The 26,253-nt window shown below is 73.7% G+C and carries 22 protein-coding genes and 2 pseudogenes; 10 read left to right on the plus strand and 14 right to left on the minus strand.

All coding sequences use genetic code 11. From position 1 onward, the window contains the following. Window positions 1-47: 47 nt before the first annotated feature. The 4 genes from ACFY3N_RS30235 to ACFY3N_RS30250 all read right to left on the minus strand — a co-directional run bounded on the left by ACFY3N_RS30235 (window position 48) and on the right by ACFY3N_RS30250 (window position 5,231). Complete coding sequence (locus ACFY3N_RS30235; protein ID WP_390819960.1) at window positions 48-830, minus strand: hypothetical protein; 783 nt, start codon at window positions 828-830, stop codon at window positions 48-50. A gap of 387 nt (window positions 831-1,217) precedes the next feature. Further along, window positions 1,218-1,880, minus strand: a complete 663-nt coding sequence (locus tag ACFY3N_RS30240) for an ABC transporter ATP-binding protein (protein WP_390819961.1) — start codon at window positions 1,878-1,880, stop codon at window positions 1,218-1,220. Then, window positions 1,877-4,744 (minus strand): ATP-binding cassette domain-containing protein, encoded by a 2,868-nt coding sequence (locus ACFY3N_RS30245; RefSeq protein ID WP_390819962.1) that lies wholly within the window; start codon window positions 4,742-4,744, stop codon window positions 1,877-1,879. Before ACFY3N_RS30245 ends, ACFY3N_RS30240 begins: the two co-directional genes overlap by 4 nt. 10 nt (window positions 4,745-4,754) lie before the next feature. Next, window positions 4,755-5,231 carry a hypothetical protein gene (locus ACFY3N_RS30250; protein WP_390819963.1) on the minus strand — a complete coding sequence of 159 codons (477 nt, stop codon included), beginning with the start codon at window positions 5,229-5,231 and terminating at the stop codon, window positions 4,755-4,757. Between the two features lie 82 nt (window positions 5,232-5,313). Here ACFY3N_RS30250 and ACFY3N_RS30255 point away from each other — a divergent pair, with 82 nt between their 5' ends. The 3 genes from ACFY3N_RS30255 to ACFY3N_RS30265 are packed head-to-tail and all read left to right on the plus strand — an operon-like array spanning window position 5,314 to window position 8,247. Next, window positions 5,314-5,886, plus strand: coding sequence for a hypothetical protein (locus ACFY3N_RS30255; RefSeq protein WP_390820059.1), 573 nt, complete (start codon window positions 5,314-5,316; stop codon window positions 5,884-5,886). Then, on the plus strand, window positions 5,855-7,153 hold the full coding sequence (locus ACFY3N_RS30260) for an ABC transporter substrate-binding protein (RefSeq protein WP_390819964.1): 1,299 nt from the start codon (window positions 5,855-5,857) through the stop codon (window positions 7,151-7,153). The genes ACFY3N_RS30255 and ACFY3N_RS30260 overlap by 32 nt, the downstream gene beginning before the upstream one ends. A gap of 53 nt (window positions 7,154-7,206) precedes the next feature. Further along, entirely contained in the window at window positions 7,207-8,247 is a 1,041-nt protein-coding gene (locus ACFY3N_RS30265; protein WP_390819965.1) for a helix-turn-helix transcriptional regulator, read from the plus strand. On the opposite strand, the pseudogene ctaD reads toward ACFY3N_RS30265, so the two are convergent. After that, window positions 8,132-9,817: pseudogene (ctaD, locus tag ACFY3N_RS30270) on the minus strand (cytochrome c oxidase subunit I); the annotation flags it as partial. The gene ACFY3N_RS30265 and the pseudogene ctaD sit on opposite strands and share 116 nt — an antisense overlap. Before the next feature lie 426 nt (window positions 9,818-10,243). On the opposite strand from ctaD, the gene ACFY3N_RS30275 reads away from it, so the two are divergent. Next, entirely contained in the window at window positions 10,244-10,459 is a 216-nt protein-coding gene (locus tag ACFY3N_RS30275) for an I78 family peptidase inhibitor (RefSeq protein ID WP_390819966.1), read from the plus strand. Between the two features lie 72 nt (window positions 10,460-10,531). On the opposite strand, the gene ACFY3N_RS30280 is transcribed toward ACFY3N_RS30275, so the two are convergent. Both ACFY3N_RS30280 and ACFY3N_RS30285 read right to left on the minus strand, forming a co-directional pair. Then, complete coding sequence (locus ACFY3N_RS30280; protein ID WP_390819967.1) at window positions 10,532-11,530, minus strand: phosphatase PAP2 family protein; 999 nt, start codon at window positions 11,528-11,530, stop codon at window positions 10,532-10,534. Window positions 11,531-11,769: 239 nt separating this feature from the next. Continuing rightward, window positions 11,770-13,098, minus strand: a complete 1,329-nt coding sequence (locus tag ACFY3N_RS30285) for a glycosyltransferase family 39 protein (RefSeq protein WP_390819968.1) — start codon at window positions 13,096-13,098, stop codon at window positions 11,770-11,772. Between the two features lie 263 nt (window positions 13,099-13,361). Between ACFY3N_RS30285 and ACFY3N_RS30290 the strand changes: the two genes are divergently transcribed. After that, entirely contained in the window at window positions 13,362-14,966 is a 1,605-nt protein-coding gene (locus tag ACFY3N_RS30290) for an MFS transporter (protein ID WP_390819969.1), read from the plus strand. Between the two features lie 111 nt (window positions 14,967-15,077). Then, window positions 15,078-16,268, plus strand: coding sequence for an acyl-CoA dehydrogenase family protein (locus tag ACFY3N_RS30295; protein WP_390819970.1), 1,191 nt, complete (start codon window positions 15,078-15,080; stop codon window positions 16,266-16,268). A gap of 36 nt (window positions 16,269-16,304) precedes the next feature. On the opposite strand, the gene ACFY3N_RS30300 is transcribed toward ACFY3N_RS30295, so the two are convergent. Next, complete coding sequence (locus ACFY3N_RS30300) at window positions 16,305-16,742, minus strand: cell division protein SepF (RefSeq protein ID WP_390819971.1); 438 nt, start codon at window positions 16,740-16,742, stop codon at window positions 16,305-16,307. Window positions 16,743-17,034: 292 nt separating this feature from the next. On the opposite strand from ACFY3N_RS30300, the gene ACFY3N_RS30305 reads away from it, so the two are divergent. Both ACFY3N_RS30305 and ACFY3N_RS30310 read left to right on the plus strand, forming a co-directional pair. Beyond that, entirely contained in the window at window positions 17,035-18,195 is a 1,161-nt protein-coding gene (locus tag ACFY3N_RS30305) for a DUF5685 family protein (RefSeq protein WP_390819972.1), read from the plus strand. Window positions 18,196-18,489: 294 nt separating this feature from the next. After that, a complete protein-coding gene (locus ACFY3N_RS30310; RefSeq protein ID WP_390819973.1) occupies window positions 18,490-19,395 on the plus strand; it encodes a S1 family peptidase in 906 nt (301 codons plus the stop codon). 244 nt (window positions 19,396-19,639) lie between these two features. On the opposite strand, the gene ACFY3N_RS30315 is transcribed toward ACFY3N_RS30310, so the two are convergent. Together ACFY3N_RS30315 and ACFY3N_RS30320 are read right to left on the minus strand one after the other, a co-directional pair. After that, a complete protein-coding gene (locus tag ACFY3N_RS30315; protein ID WP_390819974.1) occupies window positions 19,640-20,686 on the minus strand; it encodes a lytic polysaccharide monooxygenase in 1,047 nt (348 codons plus the stop codon). Between the two features lie 179 nt (window positions 20,687-20,865). Then, on the minus strand, window positions 20,866-21,000 hold the full coding sequence (locus ACFY3N_RS30320; protein WP_390819975.1) for a hypothetical protein: 135 nt from the start codon (window positions 20,998-21,000) through the stop codon (window positions 20,866-20,868). Between the two features lie 138 nt (window positions 21,001-21,138). Here ACFY3N_RS30320 and ACFY3N_RS30325 point away from each other — a divergent pair, with 138 nt between their 5' ends. Further along, entirely contained in the window at window positions 21,139-21,759 is a 621-nt protein-coding gene (locus ACFY3N_RS30325; RefSeq protein WP_390819976.1) for a class I SAM-dependent methyltransferase, read from the plus strand. Between the two features lie 10 nt (window positions 21,760-21,769). Here ACFY3N_RS30325 and ACFY3N_RS30330 read toward each other — a convergent pair whose 3' ends face one another. Further along, window positions 21,770-22,270: a DUF402 domain-containing protein gene (locus ACFY3N_RS30330; RefSeq protein WP_390819977.1), complete on the minus strand. Its 501-nt coding sequence runs from the start codon at window positions 22,268-22,270 to the stop codon at window positions 21,770-21,772. Next, window positions 22,251-23,180: a GNAT family N-acetyltransferase gene (locus tag ACFY3N_RS30335; RefSeq protein WP_390819978.1), complete on the minus strand. Its 930-nt coding sequence runs from the start codon at window positions 23,178-23,180 to the stop codon at window positions 22,251-22,253. Before ACFY3N_RS30335 ends, ACFY3N_RS30330 begins: the two co-directional genes overlap by 20 nt. A gap of 71 nt (window positions 23,181-23,251) precedes the next feature. Between ACFY3N_RS30335 and ACFY3N_RS30340 the strand changes: the two genes are divergently transcribed. Beyond that, a complete protein-coding gene (locus tag ACFY3N_RS30340; protein WP_390819979.1) occupies window positions 23,252-23,620 on the plus strand; it encodes a GntR family transcriptional regulator in 369 nt (122 codons plus the stop codon). Between the two features lie 201 nt (window positions 23,621-23,821). Here ACFY3N_RS30340 and ACFY3N_RS30345 read toward each other — a convergent pair whose 3' ends face one another. Both ACFY3N_RS30345 and ACFY3N_RS30350 read right to left on the minus strand, forming a co-directional pair. After that, complete coding sequence (locus ACFY3N_RS30345) at window positions 23,822-24,916, minus strand: DUF5925 domain-containing protein (RefSeq protein ID WP_390819980.1); 1,095 nt, start codon at window positions 24,914-24,916, stop codon at window positions 23,822-23,824. 64 nt (window positions 24,917-24,980) lie between these two features. Then, window positions 24,981-25,736: pseudogene (locus ACFY3N_RS30350) on the minus strand (glycosyltransferase family 2 protein); the annotation flags it as partial. Window positions 25,737-26,253 lie beyond the last annotated feature (517 nt).

The raw sequence follows: 26,253 nt of genomic DNA on the forward strand, positions 1-26,253 counted from the left end.
TTGCGGCATTCGCCGACGGCGCTCCGGCCGGGTGCCGGCGGGGTCGGTCAGAGGCCGGCGAGGGGCAGCGCGGCGGCGACGAGCTTGCCGTTCGCCGCCGCCTTGTCCAGCGCGTCGCGCAGCAGGTCCTCGCGCGGCTGGCGGCCGATCGAGCCGACCGGGGCCGCGAACATCAGCACCTGCCGGTGCTTGTTGGCGGCCGACCGCCAGCCGTCGGTGACCTGGAGCGGCCGGTGCGCCTGCCACCAGGCCACCGGACGGCCGCCGCCCGGGTTCGGCTGGAGCACGGCGTGCAGCTGCCCCGCGGCGAGCAGGACCGACCAGCCGTGCAGCGCCGGCGGTACGGCCGACAGCTCGGTCAGGGGCATGAAGCCCTGCTCGATGAGGAGCGGCAGGAAGTCGTCGCCGGCCCCGGGCGAACCGGGCCGCGCGACCGGCGCGGTCGGCTCCACGACCAGCGCCGGGTGCAACTCCCCGGAGATCAGGACCAGTCCGCTGGTCACCCCGAGCACGGCCTGTTCGGGGGCGCCCTTCGCGGAGGCCGGTTCCCCGGTGTCGCCGCCGATGGCCCGCACCGCCCCCTGGAGCTGTTCCTCGGTGACCTGGACGACCTGCGAGGGCAGGCAGCCGGCGTGGGCGAAGGCGAGGACGGCGGTCTCGTCCCCGACGAACAGGACGGTGCTGGTGCGCTCCTGCTCGGGGTCGCCCGGGGTGCGGCAGGAGGTGCAGTCGTAACTGCCCGGGGCGGACTCTCCGGCGAGCAGGCGGGCTGCTTCTTCGTCGCCGATCTCGGCGCGTACCTCGTCGCTGACGTCGAGCATGCGCGGCACGGGTGGCTCCCTCGGGATGCGGTGCGTGGCGAGGCCGGTTGGCTCCCGGCCCGTGGTCCGGGCGGGTCCCCGGCTCATGAAGAAGACAACGGGCGATCCGTGGCGGTAGTCACGCCCCGGGGCGAACGGAATCGAACCAACCAGCGCACGCGGTCGCGCGCGGCGCGGAATCGGCCAGTCATCGTCAACTGCACCTTGCTGTAATGCCGTTGAGGAGGCGGGGTGGCGCACTGACCACCCTGTCCGCTGGTCGAAAAATCCTGAAATCGGGGAATGAAGTGGGTGGCCGAAAAGCACCGCTACCCGAGGTAAGGAGCAACTGGCCTGGCACGACGGGGCGTTGGCCGGTCCCGGCACCAGGGGCCTCGCGGGATCCGGGTCGCCCCCCTACGGCTGCCGCGCGGAGGCGGACCGGCCGAGTTCGCCCGCCTCCCCGGCGAACACCACCGCGCCCCGGCGCAGTACGTACACGAAGGCGGGCCGGCCGTGCAGGGCGGGCGGCAGCCGCTGCTCGGCGACGACCACGCACGCGTCGAGCGCGCCCAGCAGCGCGTACGTGCGGGCCGCGACCGCCGGCGACAGGCCCTGGGCGGGCTCGTCGACGAGCACCACGCGCGCGCGTGGCGACAACGCCCGGCACAGGGCCAGCATCCGCTGCTCGCCTCCGGAGAGCGTGCCGGCCCGGCGCTCCAGCAGCGGTCGCAGCCGCGGGTAGGCGTCGAGGGCGCGAGCGGGGTCGGGGCCGGCGAGGGCGAGGTTCTCCCGCACGGTGAGGGAACCGAACACCGCCCGCCGCTCCGGCACCAGGCACAGCCCGCGCCGGGCCCGCTCGTACGCCGGTACGCCGGTCACGTCCCGCCCGTCCCACACCACGGCCCCGCCGGACAGCGGCACGTCGCCGGCCAGCGCGCGCAGGGCGGTCGTACGGCCGGATCCGTTGCGGCCCAGCAGCACGGTGAGGCCGGGGCCGGGTGCGGCGAGGGTGACGCCGTGCAGGGCCTCCAGGGGGCCGTGACGCACGCGCGCGTGGCGCAGGGCGATGACGGTCACGGGCCGGTCGCCTCCCCGAGGGTGTCCAGGACGTCCCCGGGCGGTCCGGAGGCGACGATCCGGCCCGCCCCCATCACGTGCACGACGTCGGCGAGGCCGGCGACCAGGTCGAGATCGTGCTCCACCACCAGGAGCGCCGTGCCGTCGGCGGCCAGTGCCCCCAGGACCCGGGCCAGCGCGGTGACCTCGGCGGTGTCGAGACCGGCGGCGGGTTCGTCGAGCAGCAGCACGCGCGGGGCGGCGGCGAGGGCCCGCGCGAGCTCCACCCGGCGCAGCGTCCCGGTGGGCAGCCCGGCGGCGGGCCGCGCCCTCATCGGCCCGTCGAGCCCGAGGAGCCGCAGCGTCCGCTCCACCGCGCCGGGATCGCGCGGCCCGCCCTGCTCGGCGCCGACGCGCACGTTCTCGGCGACGGTCAGCGTCGGGAAGACCGCCAGTTGCTGGAACGTCCGCGCGATCCCGAGCCGGGTACGGGCGTGCGCGGGCAGCCGCGTGATGTCCCGCCCGCCGAGCGAGACCGACCCCCGCGCGGGGCGCAGGGTCCCCGCCAGGCAGTGGAACAGCGTGCTCTTCCCGGCCCCGTTGGGCCCGACGACAGCGGTCACCCGCCCGGCCGGGACGTCCAGGTCCACCCCGTCCAGCGCGGTGAACCCGCCGTAGCGGACACGCAGACCGCGGGCGGTGAGCACGGGAGGGCCGAGGGCCGGTGCGCGGACCCCCGCGCGGCGACGCCCGGCCGGGGCCGCGCCCCCGTCGGCACGCGCCGGCGCGGGGGCGCCCGGCGCCGAGGGCCGGTGCGGCGCGTACGGCTCCGCCGAGCGGCGCGCCGGGCCGGGCGGCTCCCCCCGGCCGGGCAGCTCCCGGGCCCGCCCGGTGGACGGTCTCCCCGAAGCCGCGGGGCCGGTGGCCGGGCCCCGCGCCCCACGGTCGGGCGGCCCGTGACCGGCCGGTCGCGGTCCGGCGCCCGCCGCCGTGGCACCCGCCGGGACCCCGGGCGGCTCCGGTGGCGGCCCCGGGGGGTGCAGGCGGGCGCGGAGGCGTGCGGCCAAGGGGGTCGGTGCCGGGCGGGGCCGGAGGCGGAGCCGGTTCGCCGCGTCGCGCAGGGCCGCGTGGGGGCCGTCCGGGAAGCGGCCGGACAGGACCGCCAGGACGCCGATCACGGCCGCCGCCACGCCCCCGCGCGTACCCGCGTCCAGGCCGACCAGGAGTGCCGCGGCGAGAAGGGCGCCCAGGGTGCTGTCGGCGCCCAGGACCACCACCGCGGCGAACCACAGCAGGCCCCGTACGGGGTCGTACGCGGCCGGGTCGAAGGCGCGCAGCCCCATGCCGAGCATGCCGCCGCCGAGCGCGGCCAGCGCGGCACCGGAGACGAACGCGAGGAGCTTCAGCGACGGCACGCGCACGCCCGCCGCCCGTGCCCCCGCCTCGTGGTCCCGCGTCGCCGCCAGGGCGCGGCCCGTGCGGCCCCGGCGCAGGGCCCGGGCCGCGAGAAGCGCGCACGCCAGGAGGGCCAGTTCCAGGAGGTAGTACGCCCGGTCGCCGTCGAACCCCGCCGGGCGGCCCAGGGACAGTCCGGACGTGGCGTACGGCTGGTCGAAGACGAAACGGCTCACCCCGACGCCCACCGCGAACGTCGCCAGCGCCGGCGCGAGCCCCCGGCGGCCGATCGCCGGCCAGCCGGTCAGCACGCCCAGCGGAGCGACCAGGACGACCGCCACCGCGAGCGCGGCCAGTTCCGGCAGCCGGGGCAGGCCGGGGAAGCGGCCGGCCGCCAGCAGCGCCGTGAAGAGGGCCCCCAGCCCCGCGTACGCCGCCTGCCCGAGCGAGATCTGCCCGCCCCGGCCGGTGACGACCACCAGCGACAGCAGCACCACCCCGAGCGCCGGCACCTGCACCGCCGTGTGCAGATCGCGCCCGGCGAAGCCCAGCGGCAGCAGGAACAGCACACCGGTCACGATCCACGCGCCCGGGGGAGCGGGCACCCGCGCGGCGGCGGGACGCGGAAGCGCGTCGCGCGTGCCGGCTCCGGGCAGCACCAGGGCGGCGGCCAGCAGCGCCACGACGAAGAGGTTGGCGCCGACCGCCTGCAGCAACGGCTCGCCCCACCCGGACGGGTGCAGCCGCGTCAGCTGGCTCTGCGCCACCCCGATGCCGAGCGCGACGGCCACCGCCACCGTCAGACCGCGCATCCGCGCGGCGACCGCGACCGCCACCACCTCCATCACGAGCAGGGGTAGCCCGTACGGGTCGAGCCGCACGTACGGGGCCAGCAGCACGCCGGTCAGACCGGCCGTGAACGAGCCGAACGCCCAGCCCACCGCCGCCACCCGGTCCGCGTCCACACCGGTGAGCACGGCCAGCCGCCGGTCGTCCACGACGGCCCGCAGCTCCCGCCCGAACCGCGTCCGGCGGATCACCGCACCGACCCCCGCGGCCAGCACCGCCACCACCGCCAGCTGTCCCCACGGCTCCGCCGGCACCAGCACCGGCGCGTCGTCCCGCGCCCCCTGCCCCCACACCAGCACCGCCCCGCCCACCAGCAGCACGAACACCCCGATGGACGCCACCAGCGTCCGCGCCGGATCGCCGCCCCGCACCGACAGCGGCCGGAACACGAACCGCTCCAGCACCACCCCGATCCCCGGCGCCACCACCAGCAGCGTCAGCGCGGCGGCCCACCACAGCGGCCAGCCCCGGTCGACCACCAGGCCGCGCAGCACATAGGCGCACACCATCGCGATCGCGCCGTGCGCGAAGTTCAGCACCCCGGTCGCCCGGTACGTCACGATCAGGCCGATCCCGGTGAGCGCCGCCGCCGCGCCGACCGACAGCCCGGCCAGTGCGAGGTCGTACGTCAGCGAGGACATCGGCGAGGCTTCAGCCGGTCTCTTCGGCGGGTGCGCAGATCGGGCAGGGTTCCAGCGCGCCGTCCGCGACCAGCCTCCCGTCCACCGGAACCGCCTCCGCCCTGCCCGCGACCAGCGGGCAGTCCGCGCGGTGCCACAGCGTCCCGCCCGGCACCCTCACCATCTCCCCGCCGACGGCCACCGGTCCGCCGGCCGGCCGCCCCGGTTCCTCGGCACCGGCCGGCTCGGCGGCGACCAGCAGGCCGTACAGCTCCTCCACGCGCGTGGCGGCGGCCGCGTCCCGGCCGTGGGCGAGCAGCACCGCCCCGGCGACGATCAGCGCGGCTCCGGGGATGCTGCAGGAGGCCAGGTAGGGCAGCTGCCGTTCGGCGTAACGCTCACCCGAGACGCCGTACCAGCCGATGACGCACAGCACCGCGCCCACGGCGAGCGCGGCCCAGCCGGCCCGGAGGACGGGGTGCGCGATCCGCTGTCGGACTGTCCGCATGGTTTGCACTATGCCCCTTGGAGGCCGACCCTGAAAGCACCGGGCGCGCAGGGTCCGGACCGACACCCGATTGGTGAGCCAGATGGTTCTCGGCAGTGGCACCGGGCGGGGGGACACGAGGACGGGGCGCGGCCCACGGGCGGCGGGGCGGGGCACGGCGCTGGCCGCCGCCCTGTTCCTGGTCCTGGCGCCGGGACTCGCGGCGTGCGGCGACGACGGCGGTGGCGGCGGCAGCCCGCCCTCCACGCCGTCGGCCGGGCGGACGACGAGCGCACCGGGCAGCGCGCCCGCGGACCAGGCGGCGGCCGAGCAGGAGATCCGGCAGAACTGGGAGAAGTTCTTCGACCCCCAGACCCCCCTGGACGAGAAGAAGAAGCTCCTGCAGAACGGCGAGCTGCTGGGCCCCGTGCTCGAGGCGTTCAGCGGTGACGAGCGCGTCGGGCAGGTCCAGGCGAAGGTCACCGACGTCACGTTCACCTCGCCGACCGAGGCGGACGTGACGTTCGTGGTCACCCTCAAGGGCGCCACCGCCCTCCCGGACGCCTCCGGCGTCGCCGTCGAGGACGACGGCACGTGGAAGGTGTCCGTCAAGTCCCTGTGCGCGCTGGTGCAGCTGAGCGGCGATGGCTCGCCACCGGACATTCCGGGCTGCTGAGGCACTCGCCGCGGCGGTGCTCCTCGCCCTGACCGCGGCCTGCGGCAGCCGCCTGCCGGAGAGCGACTTCGAGCACGGCGACCGACCGCCCGCGGCCACCCGGGGCGCCGGCGAGCCGATCCGCGTCGGCATCCTCGCCAGTGCCACCAGCCCGGTCGGCGGCAGCGCCTTCACCGGCCCGCGCGACGGCGCGAGGGCCTGGTTCGACCGGCTCAACGCGCGCGGCGGCATCGACGGCCGGCGCGTCGAGGTGCGGCTGTGCGACGACGGCGGCAGCGGCGTCGGCAACAACGAGTGCGTGCACAGGCTGATCGACGAGGAGAAGGTGGTCGCCCTGGTCGCCACCACCGCCCTGGACTACGCGGGCGCCCCCCGGGTCTCCCGCGCGGGCGTGCCCGACATCGGCGGCCAGCCCATAGGCTCCGCCTACGACACCTATCCGCACCTCTACGGCATCTACGGCAGCGAGGCGCCCAGGAACGGCACCCCCGGCTGGGGCGGCACGCTGTACGGCGGCACCGAGGTGTACCGCTACTTCAAGCGCGAGCACGGCGCCCGCACGGCCGCCGTCGTCTCCTACAACCAGTCCGCGTCCGCCGCCTACGCCCGGCTCGTCGAACGCGGCCTGAGGGCCGAGGGCTACAAGGTGGTCACCGAGCAGGTCGACTTCGCGCTGCCCAACTTCCGCGCGGTGGCCGCCGACCTCAAGCAGCAGGGCGCCGACCTGGTCTTCGACGCCATCGACGGCCACGGCAACGCCCGTCTGTGCCGGGCCATGGACGACGTCGGCGCCCGGGTCACCGCCAAGGTCACCAACGTGCAGAACTGGACGTCCACCGTCGCCGAGGACTACAAGGAGGCACCGCACTGCCGCAACGCCCTGTGGGCCACCGGCTCCAGCCGCAACTTCGAGGACACCGGCCATCCGGCCGTACGCGCGTTCCGGGACGCCACCGAGGACCTGAGGACGCACTCCCAGTGGCAGCTGGAGGGCTGGGCCGCCGCCCGCTGGTTCACCGACGCGGCGGAGTCCTGCGCCCGTACGGGCATCACGCGCGCCTGCGTCGACGCCCGCGTCGGCCGCGCCCGGGACTACACCGCGGGCGGACTGCTGCTGCCCGTCTCCTTCCGGCGGTCGCCCGAGCCGCCGGCCACCGGCCGGACCTGTCTGTCCGTGGCCCGCTGGCGGGACGGCGCGGGCTGGGTGACGCAGGGCGACATGAACCGCACCTGCTTCACGGTGCCGCAACTGCCCTACAAGCCCTGACACCCCTCCCTCCAGGACAGCGGCTGTCCGCGACGACCGGCAGACTCGTCTCCATGTTGGAGACCTCGGCGCGCCTGCTGCGCCTGCTGTCGCTGCTCCAGGCCCACCGAGAGTGGTCCGGCGCCGATCTCGCCGACCGGCTCGGGGTCAGCGCCCGCACCGTGCGCCGGGACGTGGACCGGCTGCGCGAACTCGGCTACCCCGTCAACGCCAGTCCGGGCACCGGCGGCGGCTACCGGCTGGGCGCGGGCGCCGAACTGCCGCCGCTGCTGCTGGACGACGAGGAGGCCGTGGCCGTCGCCGTCGGGCTGCGCACCGCCGCCGGGCAGGGCGTCGAGGGCATCGGCGAGACCTCCGTACGGGCCCTCGCCAAGCTGGAGCAGGTGCTGCCGGACCGGCTGCGCCGCCGCGTGGGCGCCCTGAACGCCTTCACCGTGCCGATGCTGCGCGGTCCCCGCGCGGACGCGGTCGACCCGGCCGTGCTGACCGAACTGGCCCACCTCTGCCGGGACGCGGAGCGGCTGCGCTTCGAGTACCGGGGGCACGACGGCACGCCGAGCCGCCGTACCGTCGAGCCGCACCGCCTGGTGTGCTCCGAACGCCGCTGGTACCTGGTCGCCTGGGACCTCGACCGTGCGGACTGGCGCACCTTCCGCGCGGACCGCATCACCCCCAGGCCGCCGCACGGGCCGCGCTTCGCCCCGCGCGAGCCGCCCGCGGAGGACCTCGCCGCCTATGTCTCCCGCGGCGTCTCCACGCACGCGTACGCCGCGCACGCCGTGATCCGGCTGCTGGTGTCCGTGGAGGAGGCCGCCGAGCGGATCTCACCCTCCGTCGGCACGCTGGAGGCGGAGGGCCCGGACAGCTGCCTGCTGCGGACCGGGGCCGCGAGCCTCGACGTCATGGTGGTGCACGTGGTGCTGCTCGGCCTCGAGTTCGAGGTGCTGGAGCCGGCCGGGCTGATCGACGCGGTCAGAGCGGCTCATGACCGGCTTGCTCGCTCTCTGGCTCGGGCTGGGACGTCACGGCCGCGTACTCCGGATGGTTCAGGTCGAACGCCGGTGACTCGGAACGGATCCGGGGCAGCGTCGTGAAGTTGTGCCGGGGCGGCGGACACGAGGTCGCCCACTCCAGGGAGCGCCCGAAGCCCCAGGGATCGTCGACCTCGACCCTCTCGCCGTACCTGGCCGTCTTCCAGACGTTGTAGAGGAACGGCAGCGTGGACATGCCGAGCAGGAAGGCGCCGATGGTGGAGACGGTGTTCAGCGCGGTGAAGCCGTCCGCCGCCAGATAGTCGGCGTAGCGGCGCGGCATGCCCTCGGCGCCCAGCCAGTGCTGCACCAGGAACGTGGTGTGGAAGCCGACGAACAGCGCCCAGAACTGGATCCTGCCGAGCCGTTCGTCGAGCATCCTGCCGGTGAACTTGGGCCACCAGAAGTAGAACCCGGCGAAGGTCGCGAAGACCACGGTGCCGAAGACCACGTAGTGGAAGTGGGCGACCACGAAGTACGAGTCCGTGACGTGGAAGTCCAGTGGCGGCGACGCCAGCAGCACCCCGGTCAGCCCGCCGAACAGGAACGACACCAGGAACCCGGTCGCCCACAGCATGGGCGTCTCGAAGGAGAGCGAGCCCTTGATCATGGTGCCGGTCCAGTTGAAGAACTTCACGCCGGTCGGCACCGCGATCAGGAAGCTCATGAAGGAGAAGAACGGCAGCAGCACCGCGCCGGTGGCGAACATGTGGTGCGCCCACACCACGACCGACAGGCCCGTGATGGCCATGGTGGCGCCCACCAGCGTCAGATAGCCGAACAGCGGCTTGCGGCTGAAGACCGGGATGATCTCCGTGACGATGCCGAAGAACGGCAGCGCGATGATGTAGACCTCGGGATGGCCGAAGAACCAGAACAGGTGCTGCCACAGGATCGCTCCGCCGTGGGAGGCCTCGAAGACCTGCGAGCCGAACCGCCGGTCCGCCTCCAGCACCAGCAGCGCCGCCGCGAGCACCGGGAACGCCAGCAGGATCAGGATCGACGTGAACAGAGTGTTCCAGGTGAACAACGGCATCCGGAACATCGTCATCCCGGGGGCGCGCATCCCGACGATGGTGGCGATGAAGTTGACCGCGCCGAGGATGGTCCCGAAGCCGGACAGCGCGAGGCCCATGATCCACAGGTCCGGGCCGAGGCCGGGCGAGTACTCCATGCTGTTCAGCGGCGCGTAGGCGAACCAGCCGTAGGCGGCCGGGCCCCCGGTGACCACCAGCGAACCGAGCACGATCAGCCCGCCGAAGAGGAACAGCCAGTACGAGAACATGTTCAGCCGCGGGAAGGCCACGTCGGGCGCCCCGATCTGCAGCGGCATCAGCTCGTTGGCGAACCCCGCGAAGCTGGGCGTCGCGAACAGCAGCAGCATGATCGTGCCGTGCAGGGTGAACATCTGGTTGAACTGCTGGTTGTCGACGAGCTGCAGCCCGGGCCGGGCCAGTTCGGCGCGCATCAGCAGCGCCATCACGCCGGCGATCAGGAAGAACACGAACGACGTGATCAGATAGAGGTGGCCGATCCTCTTGTGGTCGGTGGTGGTCAGCCAGTCGATCACCAGCCGCCCGCGCCGCCGCCGGCGCGCCGGCGGCACCGCCGCCCGAACGGTCTGCGTCCCCATCGCTCGCCCCTTCGCCTCTCGCGCGCCGGGTCCCGCCGGGAGCCCGCGCCCCATGTACCCCCGGGCCCACGCCATGATGCTCGCCCCTGCCGGTCTCCGACAGGGGACATGGCGGATTGTGTGGCGGAAACGCGTGTTTTCTGTGCGCACCGGCCTGTGCGGTCGTGCGGGGCGACGGAAAAGGAATGAGGGCTCGGGAGCGCTTCCCCCGGCACTTTCCGTCGGAGTTAATCGCGACCGTGGCGTGACACGCGGGAATTTCGTTCGAATGCCTGCGGAAGGTGTACCGAACCGCCCGTTCGGGTGACGGCCACCGTCGCGAACACCTGTCGTGATCCTGTGACAGAAGTGTGACCGCCGGGGGATCCGGCCCGGTGTTCCCGCTTCCGGCTTCCCCGCTCCCGGGCCAGGGCATAGCGTGGCCGCATGGCACCCATTCCGACACCCTCCGCGGAACCCCACGACAGTCCGGACGCCTATGTCGGCCTCGCGGCGGACCGGGCCGAGCACCTCGCGCGCGAGCGCGGCTGGTCGACGGTGCGGGCGCTGCCCCCGGGGGCGATCATCACCATGGAGTACCGCGCGGGCCGGCTGAACTTCGAGGTGAGGGACGGCCTGGTGGCGCGCGCCTGGAAGGGCTGACCCACGGCGACGGCCCCGGTTCCCTCGCCGGAACCGGGGCCGTGGCGTGCGCGGCGTGCGCCGCGCCGTCCGTCAGGGACGGGTCGCCGACGTCGTACCGCGCGGGTGGCGCTCCGCGTGCGGGGGGCGGCGACTGCCCGCCGGGGTGACCGGGGAGCGCTCCGCGCGGGTCGTGTGCGGCCCGGGCGCCAGATAGACGGGCGACCGGGAGGCCGGGCGGCCCGCGGGAACCGGCTCGGGAGCCGTGTCCGCGCGGTCGGTGAGCGGCTCGAGCACGACGGGCCGCCCGAGCGGGCCGTCCTCCGCCGTGCCTCCCCGTGCCCGCCAGCGGGTGCGCAGACCGAACAGACGCGCCTCCGCGCGGGCGATCACCGGCTCGAACCAGGGCAGCGCCAGCAGGATCAGCAGGCCCGCGACCCAGCCCAGGACGACATCGCTCAGCCAGTGGGTCCCGATGTAGACGGTGGACAGTCCCACACCGAGCGAGGTCACGGCCGACAGTGCGGACAGCCAGCGGCGCGCCCTCGGGGTGGAGGCCAGATAGGCCAGGATTCCCCAGGTCACCACGGCGTTGGCGGTGTGGCCGCTGGGAAATATATCGCCGCCGAGCCACATCTCGTTCGAGCCGATCTCGGTCGCGTAGTGCGGTCCGAGGCGTCCCATGCCGTACTTCGCGGCACCGACGGTGACGTTGAGCAGCAGCAGGGAGACGCCGAGGGCGAGCAGCGGACGCAGGGTGTGCTGCCGCCAGGAGCGCCAGCCCAGCCAGGCCGCCACCATCACCGCCGTCGGGCCGCGCTGGCCGAGGACCACGTAGTAGTCGACGAAGGCGTGGAGCTCGGACCACTGCTGGTAGGGGCGGAAGAACATCACCTGCCAGTCCAGCCGGACCAGCCAGGAGGTGATCAGCACGGCCCACACGATCGCCAGATAGAAGGCCAGGGCGGCGCCGAACAGCACCACCCGGTGCCGGCTCATTCGCGGCACGCCGATGTGAGCCGGTCGTTCCGGCTCACGATCCAGCCTTGCGAACACCCGGTCCAGACGGGTGGGCTTCCGTTCGGTACGCACCCAATCGACGTTACAGCGAGTGAGCGCGGAACCCCGTCGAATCAGCCTCTTTGTGATGACGATGTGATGTGGCATTCCTCTCAGGAGGAGCTTTATTGCCGGTGAATCCGCAAACCCTGGGATGCTGCGGACTTCAATTCCTTTGATCATTCCGGGGGAGGGTTTTATCTCGCTTTTGAATTCGTTCACCGGGGGCTGGTGCGGAATTTCCTTGCCGCTCATCGGCGGGTCCGGACGGGTCAGGGCGGACCGGAGCCGTTCAGCCAGAAGGCCCCGTACGCCGCCGAGGCCGCCGCGACCGCCCCCACGACCAGCGCCGACCTGGGCGTACGCAGCCGGGCCAGGGCGAGGGCGAGGGGCAGCAGCAGCGGGAAGGCGGGCAGCAGCAGCCGCGGTTTCGAACCGAAGTAGCTCGACGCGCACAGGGCGAGCACGGTGACGGCCCCGGCGTACACCAGCAGGGGGAGCGGCTGGCGCTGCCGTACGCAGACGGCGTACAGCCACACCACCAGGCCGACGCCGATCACCAGTCCGAGGCCCGCCGGGGCGGACGGGAGCGACGTGAACTTGCCGGCGACGAAGCGGGCGAAGGCGTAGCCGCCGTCGAAGCCGTTCCGCCATCCGGCCTGCACGTCCAGATACCCCAGCGGCCCGTCGCCGGTCCGGTGTCCGACCCACAGGACGTAACCGGCGGCTCCGAGGGGCGCGAGGAGCATGCCGAGCACCCGGCGCAGGCGCACGCCGGAGGGGTCCGTCGTGTGCGGGGCGCCCTCCGGTGCCCGGACGCGCCGGGCGATCGCGGGAGCGCCGGCGCGTTCCCCGGCCCGCGCGCCCTCCTCCGGCACCGCGCTGCGATCCCGCGCGAAAGGGGGACGGTCCCGGGCGGAGGCGTGTTCCCGCACAGAGGTGTGTTCCCGGGCGGAGGCGCGTTCCCGCAGGGACGAGGCGATGCCCGCCGCCCACACCGCCGCGACCACCGCCAGCCCCACCGGGCGGGTCAGCCCGGCCAGGCCCGCCAGGACGCCCGCCGTCACCCAGCGCCCCGTCAGCACGGCGTACAGCGACCACGCGGCGAGCGCGGTGAACAGGGACTCGCTGTACGCCATCGACTGCACGATCCCGACCGGCAGCACCGCCCACAGCAGCACCGCGCACACCCCGGCCCGGCGCCCGTGCACGTGGTCGGCCACCGCGAAGATCCCCCAGGCCGCCGCGAGCGAGGCGAGCAGGCTCACCACGAAGCCCCCGTCGGCGTACGAGAGCGGGGACACCGCCGCCACCAGCCGCTCCAGCCACGGGAGCAACGGGAAGAACGCCAGATCGGAGTGCACGTCGCCGTGGGGCAGCCGCACCTCGTAGCCGTATCCGGACTCGGCGACCCTCGTGTACCAGAGCGAGTCCCAGCGGGCGGTCAGCAGGGTGTACGCGTCCTTGCCGCGCGCCCCGCTCCACAGGGCCAGCACGACCAGGCCCAGGGCGCGCACGGCGGCGTACCCGAGGAGCGCCGGCGCGGCCCGGCGCAGTGCTCCGGGCCGGGCCGGGACGACGCGCGCGTCGAGATCGTTCACGCGCCCGATTATCGACCCGGCGCGGAACCGGCCCGCCCGGCGGGTGCGTGCGGCCCGGTGAGGGGAGTGGTGCACGCCACATCGATCTGCGGGAGCTGTGAGATGCCCGTCACTCGTCCCCGGCCCCCACTCGCGTACTCTGACGTGTCACTCGCCGTTCGCTGCGCGGGCCGGAGGTCACCGCTCCCCTCCGGCCGGGTCACGGGGGAGTCCCCGACCCCGTGAGTCCGCCGATCGCGAGGGAACTTCTGGGAGGTACGTACATGTCCGGGACGACCACGGCCGCCGCGCTGCGCCGTCGGGCGGCCGGGGCCGGTGCCAACCGCTGGGTGGTGCTCGTCGTCCTCTGCGTCAGCCTGCTGCTGGTCGCCGTCGACGCCACCGTGCTGCACGTCGCGGTCCCCGCCGTCACGGAGGACCTCAGGCCCGGCGCGATGGAGCTGCTCTGGATCGTCGACGCCTACCCCTTGGTCTGCGCCTCGCTGCTGATCCTCTTCGGCACCCTCGGCGACCGGATCGGCCGCAGACGCGTCCTGCTGCTCGGCTACGCCCTGTTCGGCGTCGCCTCCGGCATGGCGGCCCTCGCGGACAACGCCCAGGTGCTGATCGTGGCGCGGGCGCTGCTCGGTGTCGGCGGCGCGATGATCATGCCGGCGACGCTGTCGATCCTGCGCCAGGTCTTCCCGGACCGGCGCGAGCGGGCCCTCGCCATCGGCGTCTGGAGTGCGGTCGCCGCCGTGGGCGCGGCGGTCGGACCCCTGCTCGGCGGCTTCCTGCTGGAGCACTTCTGGTGGGGATCGGTGTTCCTGGTCAACATCCCGCTGATGCTGGTCAGCCTCCCGGTCGGGCGGCTCCTGCTGCCCGAGTCGAAGGGCGACGACAGCGGTCCCTGGGACGTGGCCGGCGCACTGATGGCCGCCGCCGGACTGTTCGCGGTGGTCCTCGGCGTGAAGCGGCTCGGCGGTGCCTTCGACGTCGGCGTGTGGACCGTGCTGCCGCTGCTCGTGGGCGCGGGGCTGCTGACCGCCTTCGTGCGCCGGCAGCGGCGCCGCGCGCATCCGCTGGTCGACCTGCGGATGTTCGCCCGTCCGGCGTTCAGCACGTCGGTGGGCTGCATCGTGCTGGCGATGCTCGCCCTGGTGGGCCTGGAACTGATCGCGGCCCAGTACCTCCAGCTCGTGCTCGGGCTCTCCCCGCTGGAGACCGGGCTGCGCCTGCTGCCGCTGACGATCGCGGCGATGGCGGCGGGCCTGGCGGGCGCGCGGATGCTGCGCCGGTTCGGCCCGCGCCGCATGGTCTGCTCCGGCTTCTGCCTCACGGCCGCCGCGGTGGTGCTCCTGACCGCGATGGGCGGGCGGGACGACTGGCCGCTGCTGCTGACCGGCTTCGTCCTGCTCGGCTTCGGCCTGGAGACCACGCTGTTCGGGGCCTACGAGTCGATGCTCAGCGAGGCCCCGCCGGACCGGGCCGGCGGGGCGGCCGCGATCGGCGAGACCTCCTACCAGCTGGGCGCCGGCATGGGGATCGCGCTCCTCGGCAGCGTGATGAACGCGGCCTACGCACCCGGCCTCACCGGCATACCCGGGGTGCCCGCGACGGCGGCCTCGGCGGCCTCGCACTCGCTGGGGGAGGCCTACGAGGTGGCCGACCGGCTCGGCGGACCCGCGGGGGCCGCCCTGCGCCATGCGGCGCGCCACTCCTTCGTGCACGGACTGCACGTGACCCTGCTGGTGAGCGCGGGTCTGCTGCTGCTCGGTGCGGCGATGGCGCTGCGCCTGCCGCGCGCGATGCAGTGCGAGCCGCCGGCCGTGGAGGTGCCCGCGCAGCGGGGGGCCACGGAGCGCCGCGTCTCCGAGCTGAAGGTGTGAGCCGTACCCCGCACCGGACGGGTGGACGTGCGGGAGACCGGCGTCGTAACGTCGCCCCGAGCCGCGACCAGCAGTGTTGGTCGCCCCCGCACCGGCCCCGGAGGGTGCCCCATGTCCGCGTCCGCGAAGTCGCCCCCCTTCGACCCCGCCGACCCCCTCGGTCTCGACGACCTGCTGGAGCCGGAGGACCTGGCCGTCCGGGACACCATGCGCACCTGGGCCGCCGACCGGGTGCTCCCGTACGTGGCCGACTGGTACGAGAAGGGCGAGCTGCCCGGCATCCGGGAGCTGGCCCGGGAGCTCGGCGGGATCGGCGCGCTCGGCATGTCCCTCGACGGCTACGGCTGCGCGGGCGCGAGTGCCGTCCAGTACGGGCTCGCCTGTCTGGAGCTGGAGGCGGCCGATTCCGGGATCCGGTCGCTGGTCTCCGTGCAGGGCTCGCTCGCCATGTACGCCATCCACCGCTTCGGCAGCGAGGAGCAGAAGCAGCGCTGGCTGCCCCGGATGGCGTCCGGGGAGGTCATCGGCTGCTTCGGGCTCACCGAACCCGACCACGGCTCCGACCCGGCCTCGATGCGCACCCACGCCAAGCGCGACGGCGGGGACTGGGTGCTCAGCGGGCGCAAGATGTGGATCACCAACGGGTCCGTGGCCGGTGTCGCCGTGGTGTGGGCGCGGACCGACGAGGGGATCCGCGGTTTCGTGGTGCCCACCGACAGCGCCGGGTTCTCGGCGCCCGAGATCACGCACAAGTGGTCGCTGCGCGCCTCCGTCACCAGCGAGCTGGTCCTCGACGACGTACGGCTGCCCGCCGACGCCGTGCTGCCCGAGGTGACCGGTCTCAAGGGCCCGCTCGGCTGCCTCTCGCACGCCCGGTACGGGATCGTCTGGGGCGCGATGGGCGCCGCGCGGAGCTGCTTCGAGGCGGCGGTCGACTACGCGAAGTCGCGGGAGCAGTTCGGGCGGCCCATCGGGGGTTTCCAGCTGACCCAGGCCAAGCTCGCCGACATGGCGGTCGAACTGCACAAGGGGATTCTGCTCGCCCACCATCTGGGGCGGCGCATGGACGCCGGCCGCCTGCGTCCCGAGCAGGTCAGCTTCGGCAAGCTCAACAACGTCCGCGAGGCCATCGACATCTGCCGCACCGCGCGGACGGTCCTCGGTGCCAACGGGATCTCGCTCGAGTACCCGGTGATGCGGCACGCGACCAACCTGGAATCGGTGCTCACCTACGAGGGCACCGTCGAGATGCACCAGCTCGTGCTGGGCAAGGCGCTCACCGGGCTCGACGCCTTCCGGTGAGCCTCCGAAGAGGCGGGGCCGGTGCGCGGCCCCGCCTCAGCTCTGGTTGAAGAAGCCGTCCGAACGGTGCGCGGCCGGCTCGCCGCTGACGATCTCGGTGTCGGCCGGGCTGAGCAGGAACACCCGGTTCGACACCCGCTCGATGGAACCGCGCAGACCGAAGATCAGGCCCGCGGCGAAGTCGACGACGCGCTTGGCGTCACCGGCGTCCATGGCCGTGAGGTTCACGATGACGGGAACGCCCTCGCGGAACAGCTCGCCGATGGCGCGGGCGTCCCGGAAGCCGTCCGGGGTGACCGTGCCGATCCGGCGGCCCCTCTCCTCCGCGACGTCCGCGGCCACCTTGACCCGCGGATCGGTGACCCAGGCCTCGCCGGGCCCGGTCCCGTCGGAGTAGTCGTCGTCGTAGTAACGCTCGTCTTCGTTGTCGTCGACGAGGCCAAGCCAGGCACTCGCCTTGCGTACCGATCCCATGGACGCCTCCTCTCACAGCGGTCTTTCTTGTCTTTCCGCATCCCTATGGTCGTCCATGATGCGGACGTCGCGCCAAGTGGATAGACGCCGCGCGGGGGGTTTGTGACGGTACTGGTGCACAGCTGATCCGTCGAGAGTCCGGGTTTCCCAAGGGTCTTGGTGTAAACGGCTGCTGACTGTGAGTGAAATATGATTCTTCCCGGCGTACGGGTGAGGAAGGGTGCGTACGGGTGAACGACGGGACCGATACGATGCCGCCGCTCAATGTCGTACAACTGCACGGGGGGACGTCGTGTTCGGAATGGTCAGGCCGTGTCGGCACCGGCTCGGGGAAAAGCTCACCGCCCAGTGGACGGCCCATTTGTGCGGGCTCTGCCTCGCACTGCGCGGGGACCACGGGCAGCTCGCGCGGATCGTCACCAATTACGACGGGCTCCTCATATCCGTCCTGACGGAGGCTCAGGCGGAACGCCCGGACGCGGGGCGGCGCACCGCGGGGCCGTGCCCGCTGCGCGGGATGCGCACCGCGTCCGTCGCGCACGGTGAGGGCGCGCGGCTCGCGGCGGCCGTCTCCCTCGTCCTCGCCTCCGCCAAGGTGCGCGACCACGTCGCCGACGGCGACGGGCTGCTGGCGCGCAGGCCGGTCGCGCTCGCCGCGCGCCGGGTCGCGGCGAGCTGGGACCGGGCGGGAGCGCGGACCGGTTCGGACGTCGGGTTCGACACCTCCGTCCTCGTCGACGCCGTGGACCGGCAGACCGGCCTCGAGACCCTCGCCGGGCCCGGCACCCCGGTCCTCACCGTCACCGAGCCGACCGAGACCGCGACGGCCGCCGCCTTCGCGCACACCGCGGTGCTGGCCGGCCGGCCGCGCAACGCCGCACCGCTCGCGGAGGCCGGACGCCTCTTCGGGCGCCTCGCGCACCTCCTGGACGCCGTGGAGGACCGGGAGGCCGACGCCGCCTCGGGCGCCTGGAACCCGCTCACCGCCACCGGGACCCCGCTCGAGGAGGCCCGGCGGCTCGCCGACGACGCGGTGCACGGCATCCGGCTCGCCCTGCGTGAGGTGGAGTTCGAGGACGGCGGTCTCGCGCACCGGCTGCTCGTGCATGAATTGCCCAACTCCGTCCGTCGTGCCTTCGGTACGGTCTCCTGTGCCCACGGAAGCGGTCCCTACGCGCCTCCCGGCACCCCCGGTGGTCCGCTGCCCCCCGGGCCGCCGCGCCGCGACCGGCGCGGGCTGCTGGCCGGCTGCGCCGTGTGGCTGGGGCTCGCCTGCACGTGCCAGCTGTGCTGCGGCACCTACGAGGACCCCTGGACCCGCGAACACAAGCAGGGGCCCTGCGCCAACGCCGACTGCAGCGGGTGCGGCGACTGCTGCAACTGCTGTGAGTGCTGCAACTGCTGCGGCGAAGGCGGTTGCTGCGACGGCTGCAACTGCGGCTGCGACTGCTGACGGCTATTCGGAGGGGCGAATTCCGGACAGCACGCGGTTGTTCGACCGGCCGTGAAACGGGCGTGGCCACTGGTGGCGTGATCCCGTACACGGGTCAAATCTCCTAGACGGCTCAAAGGTTGACGGCCAAAAGACACCCTTGCGCCGAACGGTCGGTCGGTCGAATACTCGCTTCCCACAGCGCTTGTCAGGAGCACGACGTGTTCGGAATCCGGGCACCCGGCTCCCTGGCTGCGCCTCACGGGCCCACAAACCCCACGCGGGCCCCCTACTTCCTTTGTGGAGGAACGAGAAGTGAGGATCAAGCGCACCACCCCCCGCGACGGCATCTCGAGACGGACTCGGCTGATCGCCGTATCCACCGGCCTCGTGGCCGCCGCCGCGATCGCGGTCCCCAGCGCGAACGCGTCGGACACCCCCACCACCTTCAGCTCCGCCGAGCTCAAGAGCGTGAGCGGCTCGGTGCTGAAGGCCGACGTCCCGGGCACCGCCTGGGCCGTCGACAGCAAGACCAACCGGGTGCTCCTCACCGTCGACAGCACCGTCTCCCAGGCCGAGATCAACAAGATCAAGCAGCAGGCCGGGGACGACGCCGACGCGATCACCGTCAAGCGCACCCCGGGCACGTTCAACAAGCTCATCCAGGGCGGCGACGCCATCTATGCGAGCAGCTGGCGCTGCTCCCTCGGCTTCAACGTCCAGGACAGCAGCGGCACCCAGTACTTCCTGACCGCCGGTCACTGCACCGACGGCGCGGGCACCTGGTACTCCAACTCCGCGCGCACCACGGTCATCGGCTCGACGACCGGCTCCAGCTTCCCGGGCAACGACTACGGCATCGTCCGGTACTCCGGGTCCGTCAGCCGGCCCGGCACCGCCAACGGTGTGGACATCACCCGCGCGGCCACCCCGAGCGTGGGCACCACCGTCATCCGCGACGGTTCCACCACCGGCACCCACAGCGGCCGGGTCACCGCCCTGAACGCCACCGTCAACTACGGCAGCGGCGACATCGTCTCCGGCCTCATCCAGACCACGGTCTGCGCCGAGCCCGGCGACTCCGGTGGCGCGCTCTACGGCAGCAACGGCACCGCCTACGGCCTGACCTCCGGCGGCAGCGGCAACTGCACGTCGGGCGGTACGACCTTCTTCCAGCCGGTGACCGAGGCCCTGAGCGCCTACGGCGTCAGCGTCTACTAGGAGCGGCCCGCCGGGACCGGCCGGCACCACCGGTCCCACGGGTCCCCCGCGCAGCCGGCAGCACGACGAGCCCCCGCACGCGACCGCGTGCGGGGGCTCGTCCTTGTCGGGGGGCGACCCCGGATTCACCATGATCGTTCCGGTTGACGACTGGTCCTGCGGGCCCTCCGCCGACACGTCTCCCCGCGCGTGCGCGCACCGGGGCCCCGTCCGGCCTGAGCCGCCGGACGGGGCCCCGAGCGGTTCAGCGGCCGTGCCGCCCGGTCGCCGCGCGCCGCCGAGCGGAGGCGAACAGCGCCGCCGATCCGAGCGCCAGCGCCGCGGCGCCGCCGATCATCAGGTACGGGGTGGTGCCGTCACCGCCGGTCTCCGCGAGGTTCTGCGACGAGCCCCCCGCCACCTTCGGCCGGTTGCCGGTGGCGCCGTCGTCGGCGGCCTCCGGGGTGGTGGCGTCGTCCGCCGCGGCCGGCTCCGCCGAGGTGTGGGGGTCGTCGTCGCCGTGCCCGTGGTTCTCGACGGTCGACCTGTCGGCGCCGTCCTCGATCTGCTCCCGGGACGGGGCGGAGGCGGCCGGCGCCGGGGCGGCGGCCGCACCGCCGTCGGCCCCGTCCCCGGCCGTCCGGTCCCCACCGGTCTGGGATCCACCCGCCTGGGATCCGTCGCCGAAGGCGACGTCCGAGCAGGAGTAGAACGCCTCCGGGCTGTCCGACCGCTGCCAGACCGCGTACAGCAGCTGCTTGCCCGAGCGCTCGGGGAGGGTGCCGGCGAAGGTGTAGAAGCCGCCCGCGGCGGCCGGGTCGGTGGAGGTCGCCACCGGGTTCGCCAGGTCCAGGTCGTCCCAGGCCAGCGGCTGCGACGGGTCGTAGCCCGGCTTGGTGATGTACACCGTGAAGGTCCCCTTGTGCGGGGCGGTCACGCGGTACCTGAAGGTGTGCGAACCGCTGCTCACGCTCGTCGCCGGCCAGTCGGCGCGGGCCAGGTCGAGCCCCTTGAACTCCTCGCCGCCCGCGCTGCACAGCTCGCCGTCGGGGATCAGCTCCCGGTGGCGTCCGCCGGCGTCGCCGATGCGGATGCCGTTCCAGTCGTACAGCGCCTGGGTGCCGCCGGCCGCGACCGCCGCCTTGCACGCGGCCGACGTCGGGCTCTCCGGGCCCTCGGCGTAGCACTGCGAGACGCGGCTGACCGGGTCGCCCATCGAACCGTGCGCGGACGCCGGTGCGGCGGACAGCCCGGTCAGGGCGAGCGGAACGAGACCGACGACGGCCACGGCGGCCTTGCGGCGTGCGGGCATGGGGCAGCAACTCCTCGACAGCGATCACTGGATCGGGGTGGGGGGTGGTGAATCCCGTGGGGGTGGCTCAGAAACTAGCCCCCCGAACCGGCGGAATCGGCTGTCGGAGGCCGCGGGAAGGGATCCTTATGGCCGCGTTAAGGGAGTGCTCAGGCTGGGATCAGGTAAACGCCGGACGGTCAGCCGTCGGGCCACCAGGTGCGGGCGACGTCCTTGCGGACCTCGGGTCGTCCCGCGGGGCGCTCGTCGGCCTCCTCGCGGACCCGGCGGGTGTCCGTCTTCCTCGGGGGCTTCTGCACGGTGACACGGCGCATGGCTGCCTCCTTCAGGGTCCACCGGGTTCCGCGTTCTCACGGAGGTAGACCTTTCGGGGGAGAGTTCCTCATCGGTCCCGTTCTGTCTGTGGCCGCTGTCACGAATCGATTGTCAGTGGCAGGTGTCACTCTGGGGTCATGACGATCCGGGACGGTGACGGGACGGGCACGGACGGTGTCGACTGGGACGCGCGGGCCGCCGCGTTCGACGAGGAGCCGGACCACGGGCTGCGCGACCCGGAGGTGCGCGCGGCCTGGGCGGCGCGGCTGCGGGCCTGGCTGCCGGGGCGGCCCGGCGCCGTCCTCGATCTCGGCTGCGGCACCGGCAGCCTGTCCCTCCTCGCGGCCGAGCGGGGACACCGGGTGACCGGCGTCGACCGGTCCCCGGCGATGGTGGCGCTCGCCCGGGAGAAGCTCGCCGGGCATGACGCCGTGTTCCTCGTCGGCGACGCGACGGCCCCGCCGGTCGGCGAGGAGCGCTACGACGCCGTCCTGGTCCGGCACGTGCTGTGGGCGCTGCCCGAACCCGGCCGGGCGCTGCGGCACTGGCGGGGCCTGCTGCGGCCGGGAGGACGGCTGGTGCTGGTCGAGGGGGTGTGGGGGACGGTGAGCCCGGTCGGCATACCCGCCGGCCGGCTCACCGCCCTCCTGGCCCCGCTCGGCGGGCGGGTGGGCGTGGAGCGGCTGTCCGGGGACAGGGCGCTGTGGGGCCGGGACGTGGACGACGAGCGGTACGCGGTGGTCGCGGTCCCGGAGTGATCCGGCGCCCTCAGGCGAGCAGCGCGCCGAGCCCGCCCTCGCGGGCCCGGGCGTCCAGCTCGTCGAGGGCGGCCACCGCGGCGGCCGCCGCCTCGGGGTCCGTGGTGAGGAGACCGCTCGCCGCGAACTCGTCCTCGTCCAGCCGCCGTACGTCCGTGCCGTCCCCGGAGACCCACAGGTCCAGGTCGAGATCCTCCACGACCAGCCGGCCGGCGGAGAGCTCGGCGGGCCGGGTGATGTCGCAGTAGTGGCCCTTGAGGGTGCCGTCGGCGGCCCGCACCTCCTTCACCGAGTACCACCGGTCGCGCCAGTAGTGCTCCGTGAAGACGTCGCCGGGCTCGAAGCGGACGAAGCCGAAGTCGCGCACGCCGTCACCCGCCCAGGGGGCGCGCACGCTGACGCGGGTGCCGTCGTCGGCGAGCAGCTCGGCCGGATAGCGGATCTTCATGCGTCCCGCCTTGACGAGGACGACCTCCACCAGCGTCGGCCCGTCAGCCGAGTGTGCGGACATACCGCACCTCCGTCCCGCAGATCTCGTACCCGAACCACTTGTTGATCGCGATCATCGGCCCGTTCCCGGTGTCGTTGCCCGTGAACGCCTCCGTGTACCCGGCCGCGCGGGCACGATGCAGGGAGTCGTTCTTCGCGAGCTTGGCCAGCCCCCGGCCCCGGTGGGCGCGGGCGGTGCCGGTCATGACCGTGCCGTACCGGGCGCCGCCGTCGGTGCGGGCCGCGGAGAACGCGGCGGGACGGCCGTCGACCAGCGCCACCGTGGTCAGCGCGGGACTGAACAGGGGGTGCCGCCAGGTCTCCTCCAGCCATGCCTCGTAGTCCGTGAACTCGGTGTCCACGTCGCTCGGTTCGTCCGCCGTGGTCTCCGCGTCCAGCTCGAACAGCGGGCGCGGGTCACCGGCGAAGTCCGAGCCCGGGCGCAGCTCCACGCCCGGCGGCGGGTCCTGGAGCGGGGGGAGGGTGCCGTTCGCCAGGTCCAGGCGGAGGAAGTGGGCGGCGCGGCTCACCCGGTAGCCGTGCGCCTCGGCGAAGGCGCGGTTGCCCGGCTCGTCCAGCACCCAGGCGAACAGCCTGGTCGCCCCGTGCGCGGCCAGGTGCTCCTCGGCGGCCCGCACGAGCAGCGTCCCGGCCCCCCGGCGGGTGTGGCCGGGGTGCACGTACACGTTGACGTTGCCCTGGCCCGGCTCGGAGCTCTCGTGGGTCAGGTGCACCTGAGCCGTGCCGATCACCTCGCCGTCGGCCACGGCGACCAGGGGCCGGTAGTGGGCGGCGGGGTGCAGCCGGGTCAGGTCGTGGACCAGGGACTCCGGGGTGACGAGGACGAACGGCAGCGCGGCGTGCCGGACGCGGGCGAAACCCTCGAGGTCGGCGCGGGCGTCGGGACGGAGATCGCGGACGGTCACGGTCATGGAGTCGCACGCTACGGGGGACGCGCCGGGGGCGCCTCCTGTTTTCCGCCGGGGTGCGCGACAATCGGGCCGTGACCCTGAAGATCCGGATCGACGACGGCGCGCCCCCGTACGAGCAGGTACGGGCGCAGATCTCCGAGCAGGCACGGTCGGGAGCGCTGCCCGTGGGGTACAGGCTGCCGACGGTGCGGGGGCTGGCCGAGACGCTCGGACTCGCCGCGAACACGGTGGCCAAGGCGTACCGGGCGCTGGAGGCGGACGGGGTGATCGAGACGCGGGGGCGCAACGGGACGCTGATCGCCGCCGCGGGGGCGGCGGCGGAGCGGGAGCTGGCGTCCGCCGCGCAGGGGTATGCCGCCAGGGCGCGGCGGCTGGGGCTCGGCGAGGAGGAGGCACTGGCCGCCGTGCGGGACGCACTGCGTGCGGCCTACGGGGCGTGAGTGCCGTCGCGGCGGGCAGTCGGTTCCGGCCGCAGGTCCGTTGTGGCTGGTCGCGCCCGCGCGGCGGATCCGCAAGCCGGCACAGCCCCGCGCCCCCGGGGGGCAGGGACGAGCGGTGGCCGTGCCGCTCGCCCTGTGCCTCTGAGGGGTGTCGGTGAGCGGTGGGTGCGCCGCTCGCCCTGTGCCGGTCCTTCGGAGCGCCTACAGGTACAGGCCCGCGTCCGCGTCCCCGCGGGGCTCCGGCAGGGACGTGGGGGAGGTGCCCCGGCGCAGGGCGTACAACTCGGCCAGGGTCGCGCCCTCGCGGCCGACGCCCTCCTCGCGGCCGAGCCAGTTCACCGCCTCCGCACGGGTCAGCCGCCCCACCTCGATCCGGGCGAGGCAGCGGCCGGGGCGGACCACGGCCGGGTGCAGGCGCTCCAGGTCCTCGTTGGTGGTGACACCCACCAGGACGTTGCGGCCCTGGCCGAGCAGACCGTCCGTCAGGTTCAGCAGCCGGGACAGCGCCTGCCCGGCGGTGTGCTTGGCCTCGCCCCGGATCAGCTCGTCGCAGTCCTCCAGGAGCAGCAGCCGCCAGCGGCCCCTGCCCGTCGCGTCCTCCTCACCGATCGCGATGTCCATCAGGTAGCCGACGTCGCCGAACAGCCGCTCGGGGTCCAGCACGCAGTCCACCTGGCACCAGTCCCGCCAGGACCGGGCCAGTGTGCGCAGCGCGGAGGTCTTGCCGGTGCCCGGCGGGCCGTGCAGCAGGAGCAGCCGGCCCGAGATGTCCTCGGGGGTGGTCTTCATCAGGCGGTCCATGGCGTCCGCCACCGGCGCGGTGTAGTTGGGCCGGATCTCCTCCCAGGTGCCCGCCGAGATCTGCCGGGTGGTGCGGTGCGGGCCGCGGCGCGGGGAGACGTACCAGAAGCCCATGGTGACGTTCTCCGGCTGTGGTTCGGGCTCGTCCGCCGCGCCGTCGGTGGCCTCGTCCAGGATCCTCGCGGCGAGGTCGGCGCCGGTCGCGGTGACCGTGACGTCGGCCCCCCGGTTCCAGCGGGAGACCAGCAGCGTCCAGCCCTCGCCCTCGGCCAGGGTGGAGCTGCGGTCGTCGTCCCTGGCGATCCGCAGCACCCGCGCGTTCGCGGGCAGCAGGGTCGCGCCGGAGCGTACGCGGTCGATGGTGACGGCGTGCGAGTACGGCTGCTCGCCCGTCGCGAAGCGGCCGAGGAACAGCGCGTCGACGACGTCGGACGGGGAGTCGCTGTCGTCGACGTTGAGCCGGATCGGCAGTGCGTCGTGCGGTTGCGCGGACATGCCGCCATGATCGGTCACACGGGCGCCGCGTGCACCCGGTTTCCGGGGGACACGCGGCGCCCGGCCGGTTGGAACGCTCCCCGAGGATGACTCCGAGCACGCGCAACCCGTCGCGCACGGCCCGCGGATTGCTCGTGCCGTGGATGCGCAGGTACTCGTGGCCGGGTATCTCCTGCACCTTGAGGCCGGCCTTGACGACCCGGATGTTCATCAGGGTCTCGACCTCGAAGCCGGTGCAGTCGAGTTCGATCTTGCCCAGGCAGTGCCGCCGGAGGGCGTTGCAGCCGTAGCAGAGGTCGGTGCACCGCGCGCCGAACTTGCGGTTGACGACGGCGCACAGCACCCGGTCGCCCAGCATGCGGATGAACGTCATGTCGTCGGTGCCGCCGCCGTTGGCGAAGCGGGACCCCTTGGCGAAGTCCGCGCCGGAGACCAGCGCGGAGACGCAGCCGACGATCTCGTTGCCGTCCGCCGAGCCGTCCGCGTCGACCATCACGATGATGTCGCCGGTGCAGGCCTCGAACCCGGAGCGCAGCGCGTCCCCCTTGCCCTTGCCGCTCTGCCCGACGACTCTGACGCCGGGCCACAGGTCGCGGGCCACCTCGACGGTGTTGTCGGTGGAGTCACCGTCGACCAGGACCACTTCGTGGATCCAGTCGGGAAGCGTCCTGAAGACGTACGGCAGGTTCTCCGCCTCGTTCATGGCCGGTATCACCACGCTCACCGGTGGCGCGATGGCCAGGTGGGAGGAGACGGGCCGGTACGTGCGGGCGGCCGGCGGATCCTGGTCCGCGGTCGCCGGCTGCAGAACGGAACTCATGAGTCTGGTCCCTCTCGTCCGGTGGACCGCCCGCCCCTCGGGCGGCCCGGCTGTTCGTCCGGTTCGAAAGGGGGGTTCTCACCCCGCGGGCACACCGATGGCGCCGGCATGCGCACCGGGTGAGCTGGCAAAGCCGGCCGGCCGCGAGAACGGCGGCCGACCGCGCGGCACGGCCCGGTCACCGGGCACGGCACCCCCTACCGCGCCCGCGCCGGTTCGTCGCGGTCCTGAGCCCTCCCCTGGAGCCGTGTGCCGACGGACCGATGCGGGTGAGATGTGTGACGGTATTGACGGTTGAACCCGAAGGGCAAGACCTGAAAGGGCCGCTCACGTTTCCGCTGGTTTGGCCTTTACGTGAGTCTCCTGCCCGGACGGGTGTTTCCACATGGCCGACTTTGCCCCCCGAAGCGTCGGATGCCGGGCTTCGATGTGGCGCACCCCGTAGGGGCCGTCAGGGGCTCGAAAGTTCCCCCGACCGGTTTTCGTCCAGGATCGAACGGCAACACTTTTGGCATGG

Origin of the sequence: Streptomyces sp. NPDC000348 (genome assembly GCF_042898795.1) — a bacterium.
Lineage (GTDB): Bacteria > Actinomycetota > Actinomycetes > Streptomycetales > Streptomycetaceae > Streptomyces.

Coding starts and splice junctions, on each gene's coding strand:
- ACFY3N_RS30250 (WP_390819963.1), bottom strand. CDS start 5,231: ATGCGGACAGTCCGACAGCGGATCGCGCACCCCGTCCTCCGGGCCGGC.
- ACFY3N_RS30300 (WP_390819971.1), bottom strand. CDS start 16,742: ATGGGATCGGTACGCAAGGCGAGTGCCTGGCTTGGCCTCGTCGACGAC.
- ACFY3N_RS30315 (WP_390819974.1), bottom strand. CDS start 20,686: ATGCCCGCACGCCGCAAGGCCGCCGTGGCCGTCGTCGGTCTCGTTCCG.
- ACFY3N_RS30330 (WP_390819977.1), bottom strand. CDS start 22,270: ATGTCCGCACACTCGGCTGACGGGCCGACGCTGGTGGAGGTCGTCCTC.
- ACFY3N_RS30335 (WP_390819978.1), bottom strand. CDS start 23,180: ATGACCGTGACCGTCCGCGATCTCCGTCCCGACGCCCGCGCCGACCTC.
- ACFY3N_RS30260 (WP_390819964.1), top strand. CDS start 5,855: ATGGCTCGCCACCGGACATTCCGGGCTGCTGAGGCACTCGCCGCGGCG.
- ACFY3N_RS30265 (WP_390819965.1), top strand. CDS start 7,207: ATGTTGGAGACCTCGGCGCGCCTGCTGCGCCTGCTGTCGCTGCTCCAG.
- ACFY3N_RS30320 (WP_390819975.1), bottom strand. CDS start 21,000: ATGCGCCGTGTCACCGTGCAGAAGCCCCCGAGGAAGACGGACACCCGC.
- ACFY3N_RS30345 (WP_390819980.1), bottom strand. CDS start 24,916: ATGTCCGCGCAACCGCACGACGCACTGCCGATCCGGCTCAACGTCGAC.
- ACFY3N_RS30275 (WP_390819966.1), top strand. CDS start 10,244: ATGGCACCCATTCCGACACCCTCCGCGGAACCCCACGACAGTCCGGAC.
- ACFY3N_RS30255 (WP_390820059.1), top strand. CDS start 5,314: ATGGTTCTCGGCAGTGGCACCGGGCGGGGGGACACGAGGACGGGGCGC.
- ACFY3N_RS30325 (WP_390819976.1), top strand. CDS start 21,139: ATGACGATCCGGGACGGTGACGGGACGGGCACGGACGGTGTCGACTGG.
- ACFY3N_RS30295 (WP_390819970.1), top strand. CDS start 15,078: ATGTCCGCGTCCGCGAAGTCGCCCCCCTTCGACCCCGCCGACCCCCTC.
- ACFY3N_RS30245 (WP_390819962.1), bottom strand. CDS start 4,744: ATGTCCTCGCTGACGTACGACCTCGCACTGGCCGGGCTGTCGGTCGGC.
- ACFY3N_RS30290 (WP_390819969.1), top strand. CDS start 13,362: ATGTCCGGGACGACCACGGCCGCCGCGCTGCGCCGTCGGGCGGCCGGG.